8 protein-coding genes are annotated in these 9,246 nt (G+C 45.2%); 2 read left to right on the forward strand and 6 right to left on the reverse strand.

Going from position 1 to position 9,246, the window contains the following annotated elements; genetic code table 11:
- Positions 1-95 precede the first annotated feature (95 nt).
- Positions 96-3,932 (forward strand): plasmid replication protein, CyRepA1 family, encoded by a 3,837-nt coding sequence (locus tag H6F50_RS21300; RefSeq protein ID WP_190430249.1) that lies wholly within the window; start codon positions 96-98, stop codon positions 3,930-3,932.
- A gap of 91 nt (positions 3,933-4,023) precedes the next feature.
- Here the strand turns inward: H6F50_RS21300 and H6F50_RS21305 are convergent, their stop codons facing one another.
- A complete protein-coding gene (locus H6F50_RS21305; RefSeq protein WP_190430250.1) occupies positions 4,024-4,275 on the reverse strand; it encodes a CopG family transcriptional regulator in 252 nt (83 codons plus the stop codon).
- On the reverse strand, positions 4,272-4,916 hold the full coding sequence (locus tag H6F50_RS21310; protein WP_190430251.1) for a ParA family protein: 645 nt from the start codon (positions 4,914-4,916) through the stop codon (positions 4,272-4,274). The genes H6F50_RS21305 and H6F50_RS21310 overlap by 4 nt, the downstream gene beginning before the upstream one ends.
- Before the next feature lie 243 nt (positions 4,917-5,159).
- Here H6F50_RS21310 and H6F50_RS21315 point away from each other — a divergent pair, with 243 nt between their 5' ends.
- Positions 5,160-5,666: a tyrosine-type recombinase/integrase gene (locus H6F50_RS21315; protein WP_242029144.1), complete on the forward strand. Its 507-nt coding sequence runs from the start codon at positions 5,160-5,162 to the stop codon at positions 5,664-5,666.
- 150 nt (positions 5,667-5,816) lie between these two features.
- Here H6F50_RS21315 and H6F50_RS28045 read toward each other — a convergent pair whose 3' ends face one another.
- From H6F50_RS28045 to H6F50_RS21335, 4 genes are all read right to left on the reverse strand, one after another.
- A complete protein-coding gene (locus tag H6F50_RS28045; RefSeq protein WP_190430252.1) occupies positions 5,817-7,061 on the reverse strand; it encodes a WecB/TagA/CpsF family glycosyltransferase in 1,245 nt (414 codons plus the stop codon).
- Positions 7,039-7,872, reverse strand: coding sequence for a hypothetical protein (locus H6F50_RS21325; RefSeq protein ID WP_190430253.1), 834 nt, complete (start codon positions 7,870-7,872; stop codon positions 7,039-7,041). Before H6F50_RS21325 ends, H6F50_RS28045 begins: the two co-directional genes overlap by 23 nt.
- Before the next feature lie 245 nt (positions 7,873-8,117).
- Positions 8,118-8,498, reverse strand: a complete 381-nt coding sequence (locus H6F50_RS21330; protein ID WP_190430254.1) for a hypothetical protein — start codon at positions 8,496-8,498, stop codon at positions 8,118-8,120.
- Positions 8,499-8,802: 304 nt separating this feature from the next.
- Positions 8,803-9,246, reverse strand: a 444-nt coding sequence (locus tag H6F50_RS21335; protein WP_190430255.1) for a tyrosine-type recombinase/integrase, incomplete at its 5' end; no start/stop codon positions are given.

Below are 9,246 nucleotides of genomic sequence, written 5' to 3' on the forward strand. Positions count from 1 at the left end.
AATTTAACACTTGTTCGTTGACAATCAACGAACAAAAGCTAATTTAGGAGCGGTGGGCTAAATTCTCTCCCTACCCCACACAGGAGAGAACAAGGATGTTACAACCACGCCACTATAAAGAATTAAAAGCCAGCGGAATTGCTGACAACCTGATCGCGCTGAACGTGCGATCGCTCAAAGGATACCAGCCTCACGAGCATTTGCTCTACTCCCCAAAAATAGAGCGATTGAATGCTGGTCGAGTTACCGACCGGGTGCTTCGCAAATACGAGCATCTTGAGAAAGGCGGAATGTTATTTACCGGACTAGATCCACTGAAGAATTGGGATTCAATGGATTGGTGTATCTTCAAGCCCGATTCCCCCAGATGCAGCAACGAGGGGAAAGTGATCAAGTACGAGCATCCACCCCAGGTACCCACACGAGCATACTTCCCAAAAGTGGATTTTAGATCCTCTCTCAAAGTTGCACGGCAACATGGGTTTGAAGAGCAATTTTGGGAACGGGTTTCACAAATCCGATTAGAGGAGAAAGGTTTTAAACCTTCAAAAATTGTCAAAGGGAAGCGCCCTAGATTCCCCAAGTTAAAAACTCAGGTTCTTGGGAAGCAGTTAAAACGGCTTGAGGATACGGGGTTTTGGAAATGGGTTCTAGATAACAAAATTCCGGTCTGCATCACCGAGGGCGCGAAAAAGGCAAAATCACTGTTATCGGTTGGATTCGCAGCCGTTGGACTGCCTGGAATCAACGGCGGCTATCGTCAACCCAAGGATGAGTTTGGAAATCGGGTAGGCAGTCGCAAGTTAATTCCAGAGCTGGAGATTTTTAAAGATCATCCGATCTATATCGTTTTCGACAAAGACCCGAAGCGGGAGACTATTCGGGCGGTCAACAATGCAATCACTCAAATGGGGGTTTTACTTCGGAAGCAAGGCTGCCCAGTTCATGTGGTTTCTTGGACTGAGCCGCAGAAAGGTGTCGATGATTTTTTGGTAGCCCACGGGGTTGAGGCTTTTAAAAAATACTACGACTCGGCTCTATCACTGGAAGAATGGCAAGTGCGTTCTTACACTCAACTCACTTACCCGGTCGATGTTGCACTGAATCAACGATATCTGGGCAAGCCGTATATCCCCCCCTATGCCAAATTAATTGGAATCAAAGCCCCGAAAGGAGGGGGAAAAACTGAATTTATCGCCCAAATGGTGCATGACGCAATGATGCAGGGTAAATGGGTATTAGTCCTGACCCATCGGGTGCAGCTTGGGATGGAGCTATGTCGGAGGGTGGGTGTACCCTACGTTACTGAAGTTAGAGATTGCCCGACTGGTAAACTTCTGGGATTTGGGCTATGCGTAGATTCTCTGCACCAAAAATCTCAGGCAAAATTCAGCGCTGAAAACTGGCGAAATGGCGTTGTAATTATTGATGAAGCCGAACAGGTTATTTGGCATTTATTGAACTCCAGCACTTGTCAACGCAATCGCGTTCCAATTTTAAAAGAATTTAAAACTCTAATTACCAACGCACTCACAAGCGAAACTGGACAAGTAATTTTGAGCGACGCTGACCTTAGCGACGTATCAATTGATTATATAAAGCAGCTCGGAGGAGTCGATACTAAGCCGTGGATCGTTGAAAATACATTCAAACCTGAAGGGTGGAATGTATTCCATTACGCCGATAAGACCGCAGCAAGCTTAGTAGAGGCAGTTGAAAATCACATCGCTAAAGGAGGGCGACCTTTCATTTGCTGCACCGGACAAAAGATTAAAAGTCCATTCGGAACCCAAATTCTTGAGGTAAGATTTAATCAAGAATTCCCAAACAAAAAGGTTCTCAGGATTGATTCTGAAACCATCTCAGACCCCAATCACCCTGCCTTCGGATGCACCACTCGACTAAATGAAATATTGCTCGATTATGACATCGTGCTATGCTCACCCTCGCTTGAAACAGGAGTGAGCATTGATATTAGAAATCACTTCACTTCGGTTTGGGGAATTTTTCAGGGAGTTGTACCAGTAAGTTCAGCCGGACAATCATTGGCGCGAGTTCGGGAACCTGTAGATCGCCACATCTGGATAGCTCCTTACGGACTAGGGAAAATTGGCAACGGTTCTATTAGTATCAACAGTTTGCAGGCAAGTGAAAACAAACTGGCAAAGAGTAACATTGCCATCCTTAAAAATGCCGACTTTCAGGATGTAGACGTTGATACCAATTTCGATCCAGTAAGTCTGAGAACTTGGGCGAAAATGGCTGCCAGGGTGAATTCGGGGATGCTATCTTATCGGCAGACGATTCTTGATAATTTGACAACTGAAGGGCACCGAGTTTCTACCGTTGATTGCTCAAATGGCTTCGACACTTGGGAAATACTTGACAACCTTCGGGAGGTTGAATCGCTAAAAGAAGCAAAGGAGATTGCCGACTCTTCTGAAATAACTCAGGAACAATATCAGGAGCTAAAGGAAAAGCGATCCAAAACTAAATCGGAACGTTACGAGGAACGTAAGCACTCTCTGTCGCTACGATACGGAATTCCTGTATCGCCAGACCTAATAACCAAGGATGATGAGGGCTGGCATCCTCACATACAGATGCACTACTACCTCACGTTAGGCAGAGAACATCTTCTGCCGCGAGATAAGAAACGGCTGGATGCCATCAAACAACAGGGAGAGGGCGCGGCGTGGATTCCCGACCTAAATAAGTCACTTATCTGTTCACAAATCGCCGCCTTAGAAAATTTGGGTGTGCCGAACTTGTTAGATAGAGAACGGAGATTTAAAGCTGGTGATGACGACCTTCAGGCAATGTCTGAGAAGGCGATCGCTCACAAGTGGCAGATAAAGAAAGCGCTGGGCATCAGTATCGGCGAGGAAGAGTCACCGATATCAATTTTTAAAAAGTTGCTGGGCAAGCTTGGGCTGGAATTGGAGTACCTTTGCAGGGAAGGAGGGAGAGGTCAGCAGAAAGGAGTCTACGGGTTTGTAGAACCAAAGGACGAACGTGAGGAAGTGTTCGCGGCGTGGCTGGCACGAGATAAAGCGGCAGCAGAAACTTTGGCACGAGAACAGGCTGAACGAGAACAGGCAGCACGAGAACAGGCTGACCGAGAACAGGCTAAACGAGAACAGGCAGCACGAGAACAGGCTGAACTTCAAAATGTATCAAGTTGTGATACCGTAGTCACCACTTGTAATAAAGAGTATTTAACTACTACCCGTGACTACCAAACTTCTCCCCAATCTATAAACGAGGGGAGCGAGGGGAGCGCGGCGGTACGGGGGGCAGGGGAAACAAAGGTTGAGAAGGCTGTTCGGGCGTTGGAATTGGTCAAGGCTCCAGGGAAGGTCACGGCGATATTTGAGAAGTTGAAGCGGCTCCCTCAAGAGATGAAACGCGAAATTTGGGAATCAATTCCCAACGCCAGACAAAAGGAACTTAGAAAGATGAACGAAGATGGACGCAGGCTTGCCGAAACTCCCTTACATCTTCAACCAGAGATTCTTGAAAAGCAGCAGGAATTGCTAGCTGCGACAGAAACAAAAACTCTTGAGATGTTTCAAGACGACTATTTCTCGAATACTTACGAGGACTGGTATTACTCCGTTGAGGAGATCCGTCAAATCAAAAATGGCATTTGGCTGGGACTCTCGGAGGAACAGAAGGTGTATGTTGGCAGGAAAAGAAAGGCAGCTAAAGCCCGATTGTTAGCGGAAAGTAAGTCAGTCAGGTCAGCGAACCACGCCCCCGAACCCTCGTTCATCTTCGGTCAGCGGGTGAAATTTGAAGAGAAGATTTACACCGTAACTGGATCAGATGGTGGTTACACTCAACTTCAAGGTGTCGCGAAAGCGGTAGCGAATTGGGAACTTAAATTACTTGAGCAGGAGGCAGACCTGGTGGCGAATGCCTTTGTTTGAGTGATGCGATCGCCTTCAATTTGCGAGGGCGATCGCATCACTTGCAGTCCCAATTGGGACTTGACCAGAGATTGAGTATTTACTTAGTTACTTAATCCTTTACGTCCCGAAGTGCTTCCTCCAGAAGAGTTCGGATGATTTCAACTTTTTTCCTCCCACTTCTGGCAGCCAAGATTGACAATTTTTTATACATGGATTGAGTCAGGTCTGCGCTAATCCGCACCATGACTTCTTTAGGTTTGGATTCAGTTGAACTTTCTTTAGGTGTGGGGGTTGGCTGTTGGAAAACAAATTGTTTGGCGAGGTTATCGTCATCGTCTAGAGGCTTGCGTTTTTTAGTCATGACACCAGCCTCAGAATTTCTTTGAAAAGCTGTTCAAACTCTGCCGCCGCATCAGCAGCTCCACTACCCGATAGATCCCACACGGTCGCTGCCTGACCAAATGAATCTGCCACACTTTGCTTCTGGTGAACAATTGTTTTCAGGGCTGTTACATCAGGAATTTTTTGAAGTACCGCGATCGCTTCAGTTTTTAGTTTGGTATTCTTCTGGGCGCGACTGAGAAATACTGCTGCCTTGGGTGCGCCCTTCCGAACTGACTGAGCTTGTCGAACCAGTCGTACAGTATCGGCACAGGCATCCAAATCCAGTTTTGATGGCTGGCAGGGGAGGATCGCTAGGTCGGTGCGAAAAAGAATCGCTCTGGTCGCTTCACTTAAACTGGCTCCTCCATCAATTACCAGGAAGTCAACCGATTCAGCCAAGACTGGAATTTTTTCAAGTAGATCGTCAGCACTTGTTAGGGCAGTGACAGGGATGTGACTTTCCATAGAAGCGAACCATCTTGAAAGCGATCGCTGTGGATCGGCATCAACTACTGATACCTTTCTCTTTTGCTGGGTGGCTAACCAGTGGGCGAAATGAAGGCTACTCGTTGATTTCCCTGTGCCGCCTTTTTGATTGATAAAAGCGATGATGCTCATACTACTTAATTAAGTAATTAAGACACCTCAAGTATGGCAGACTGAAGTGTATGTAGACTCCACCGAATTGGACTCTTTTAGGCGAAGTTACCCTCAACGATGAACGAATTCATTGAAGTTCATGCCCGTTAAATTAACTTGACCAATTACTGTTTTAGGCGAAGTTTTATGGGAAGTCAGTCTGTGCCGCCAAATAAACAAGCAAGACCGGATAACGAGCGTCAGTATTAAACTTTGGATGAGATGGAGCGATTGATAGCCGGAGCTAAGAAAGAGGGTCGCCATCGTCACCGGGATTCCACTCTTCTGCTTCTAATGTACCGTCACGGCTTGCGGGTGGGGGAGGTGGTCAATTTCCAATGGAAAGATGTGAATTTCAACTCCAAGCATTTATATGTGCGGCGGCTGAAGAAAGGTTCTCCTTCCAACCAACCTCTGTACGGTGATGAAGTGCGATCGCTTCGTCAGTTGCAGAGGGAAAATCCAGATACACCTTGGCTGTTCACCTCAGAGAGGAAGGCACCCCTGACAACGCGAACTGTGCGGGATATTGTGGATCGGGCAGCAGATGAGGCAGGGTTGGGCTATTCAGTTCATCCCCACATGATTCGTCACAGCACAGGTTTTTATTTGGCATCGAAGGGATACGACACCAGAAAAATTCAAGATTACTTGGGGCATCGCCAAATACAACACACTGTCAGATATACTCAACTCGCACCAGGACAGTTTGAGGGGCTGTGGGACTGAGATGAAAAGATGCCTGACGAGACAGCCGACTTAGGCATTCCAGGTTCATAAAGTGACAGTTAAATTTGTATCGTAGACGGTCAATTGCCAGACATCATATAATCGCTCATCGTTCATAGCAATTTCAATAAACAATGAACAATTAACAATTCAAAATTCATGACTTTTTACCACAGCGCGCAAGGCAAGTTGTGGTAAAGCCATCATTCTTTGCAAATGCCACAAGCGCCAGGGTTTTTGATACAAGCGATAAAGCCATTCCAGATGATTATTCCGCAACCAAGCGGGTGCCCTAGGTTTAATTCCAGCCCAAATATCAAAACTACTGCCGACACCAATCCAAATCGATTCGGGACACAGGTGCCGATTTTGGGCGATCCATAATTCCTGACAGGAAACGCCTAAACCCACGAATATCAAACGGGGTTGGAGGGTTTGCAGGGTTGTCTTAAATTCTAGCTCTGCTTCGGGTGAGAGGTAGCCGTGTTGACTCCCAGCAATCATAATTCCCGGCACTCGTTCCTCCCAAACCGTAGCAGCTAATTGTGCGACTCCCGGTGCCCCACCATAGAAAAAAATCGGGGGGGGCATCCTCATCTGCCCAGCTTCCGCTAAAAGCGACTCTGCCAAGTCAATTCCCGAATAACGCCTCAGCCTTTTACCATTTAGCCGCAGATAAAGGGCAACCCCGGCTCCATCCGGAATCACCAGTTCAGCCTGCTGAATGATCCTCGCAAGGGTGGGGTTGTCTTCTGCCTTAATCGCCATTTCGGCATTTAAAGTGACGACATGAGCGCCTACCTTCTCCTGTAGGCCCCAAATGAGCAACTCAGAATAGCCTTCTAACGTATAGTCTTCTAACAGATGAACGGGCACTCCCAGGACGGGAAAATATTCGAGTTTCCGAAATAGTCTCAAATCTTGGTAATGCTTTATATCTCTCAGACTGGCACCGTTCAAGTTTTGATTACCTGCATCTTGATTGACAATCCTATGAATCAAGCGCCATTTATCATCAAGCTTCGTCTTACCATCGATTTTTGTGTTTCTCAGGTCAGCATCACTCAAGTTGGCACCACTCAAGTTGGCACCACTCAAGTTAGCACCGCTCAAGTTGACACAACTCAGGTCAGCACCACTCAAGTTAGCACCGCTCAGGTCAGCGTTTCTTAAATTAGTATCTTTAAAGTTGCAATTACTTAAATTAGCCTTGCTCAGGTTGGCACCACTTAGATTATCGTTACTAAGATCCTCTCCGCTAAGCTCTGCTTCAATATAATCCTCAGCCAAGCTCAGTCCAGCAATTTTTGCTAGCTCAGATAGCTTCCCTGTTGTCTCATTATCAACTGCTTCCAGAAGCGCTCCAAACTCTTCATTTGTTAAAGGTTGGGTCATAATACCTCAGTTCAACTTTACTTAAATATTCTTCTAATTTAGGTTTAATAAACTTTAGAAAAGCAATTTTTTTGGTTTCTTGTATTTTTTTGTTTTCATATACATCATCTAAAAACGTTACAGCAATATCTTTTCTGTTAATATCAACTTTGAAACTCGCTATTACGCAATTATCATTTAACAAACTTAAAATCCCTAAACTTCCATTTTTTAGCTGTCCTTCTAAAATAAGCTGTCCTTCCAGAGGTTTAAACACCCATTTAGGAAACTTATCCTCTCCACTTGGTTCAGCTTTCCAATTTGTTAAATTTATTAATTTTTCACGATTTGACAAAGGCATACTACTTTTGTCAAAATTTAAGTAAAATTCTCCGCGCCTAATCCCAAAGCGGACATTAGCATTTTTAGGGCTGCCAAATAATCCCGACAAGGGAAAACTTTCTTTTGCTTCACCAAAGGTAATTGTTAAATTAACAAGGACTTTTTTTCTACTAATATCTTTTTCTTCTTCCCAAAAATCTAATTGAAAAAATACCAAACTGCCGTCATACTTGTGTTCTTCCGAAACGACTACTATTTTTAGCTCCTGTGTAAAGGGTTGTGGCGTTTGTTGAGCAGTAGTAGCGAAGTGGTTTGTGATTTCACATTTTTCATAAAATACCCCGGCTACTTTACCCGTAATTTTACCACCACTCATTTGACCTATACCTATATCTCCCTCTTGCTTAAAGGAATTGCCTTGAGTTCCACTATTAGCACTATCACTTTCAGCCTTGTTAACTCTTTGTGAAAGCTCTTGATTTTCATTCATTATTTACTTTTGAGAATTATTAAATTTGTAAAAAAGCGAGCGCTCACCCTAGCTCATTAATCCTCTTCTGTCACTCTCTGGACAGGCAATCTCCAGAAGCCTTATCAGTCAATCAATACAAGCTATCCTATTAGAAAAAGTCCGTGGCTGTATTTGTTGTTAGAAAAAAATCTGGCGATCGCTTCGTATACAAAGGCTCTAGAGTTCAAAAATGACAAATGTTTTCGGAGAGTGACAGAAGAGGGTTAAGCCTGAGGCTTTCCGGTACTTTGCAAATCTTGCAAAGCACCGATGACAAAACTAGCGGCGGGATGGTTAAGTGCTGCCTCCAAAGCAGAAACACCACCTGCTTGCAAAGCACTCAATGTCCGTGCCAGCAATGTAGGATTAGCTTGAATTTGCTTAGTGGTTTCCATTGCGAGTTCCATCTTCCCAGTCGTAGTATTGCTTGAATAAGACTTATCAAGCTGTTTAAGCAACTTTTGAATCTCAGCGGCTGCTTCGTCTAAATTCTGTTGTTCAGCTTCATTAATTACGCCGGCTACTTTGGCACCGCCTTCGATTGTGCCGCCACTCATGGAACCAATACCAAAAATCCCGGATTGATCGTAGTAATTACCTGTCATACTCATTTCCTACAAAATTGGGGTTTCCACATCAGTTGTAGCTTAAATCCTTCACTTTTAATTAAAAAGCGGCAAATAACGGAAGTTCCAGGGTGTAATCACTGCCCACTCGTCTAAGCTAGCTGCATTGAGTACCCTACTAGCAACTTGGGTAGAGGTGTTTCTCTTTTCATATCAATGGTGCTTTTCAATTGAATGGTTCATCTTCCCAAAAGATTAAGAGTCTGTGGTCTAATTCCTTGAGGCTCACAGCATAAATCTTGTCCAGCAAGGTATCGGGAAGTGACTCCTATATTTTTCAGTTTTACAGATATATGCTGCCCTTGTTCGACTTTTTAGGGTCATTCACTTGGGCTGAATCAAGAAAATCTATTTCTACATCGTCATAGCTCCATTTCCCGGCGTAGGAGAGCATTGATAAGGCGGATACGGCTCCTCTGACTTGTTCTGGGCGCACTTCCAAGTATTTTTGCAATTCTTCTAAGTTGCGGTGTCCGGACACTTCTTGAATGACTCGCAACGGGATGCCTGCATCGCTCATCTGGGTCAAGGCAGTGCGACGGAAGCTGTGAGTGCTGACTCCCTCTATTTCCAGGTGCAGGCAAGCGTCTCTCAAAATTCTAGCGGCGGAGTCTGGGTTGAGGTGTCCTTGACCGTGGCGACCGGGGAATAAGAACCAGGTTCGGGGTGTGGGGTAGTAGTCAACTAACAGTGACCGCAATTCTTCGATGACGGGGATGCAGCGAGT

The sequence above is a fragment of the Coleofasciculus sp. FACHB-712 genome, assembly GCF_014695635.1.
Taxonomy (GTDB): Bacteria; Cyanobacteriota; Cyanobacteriia; order Cyanobacteriales; family FACHB-T130; genus FACHB-T130.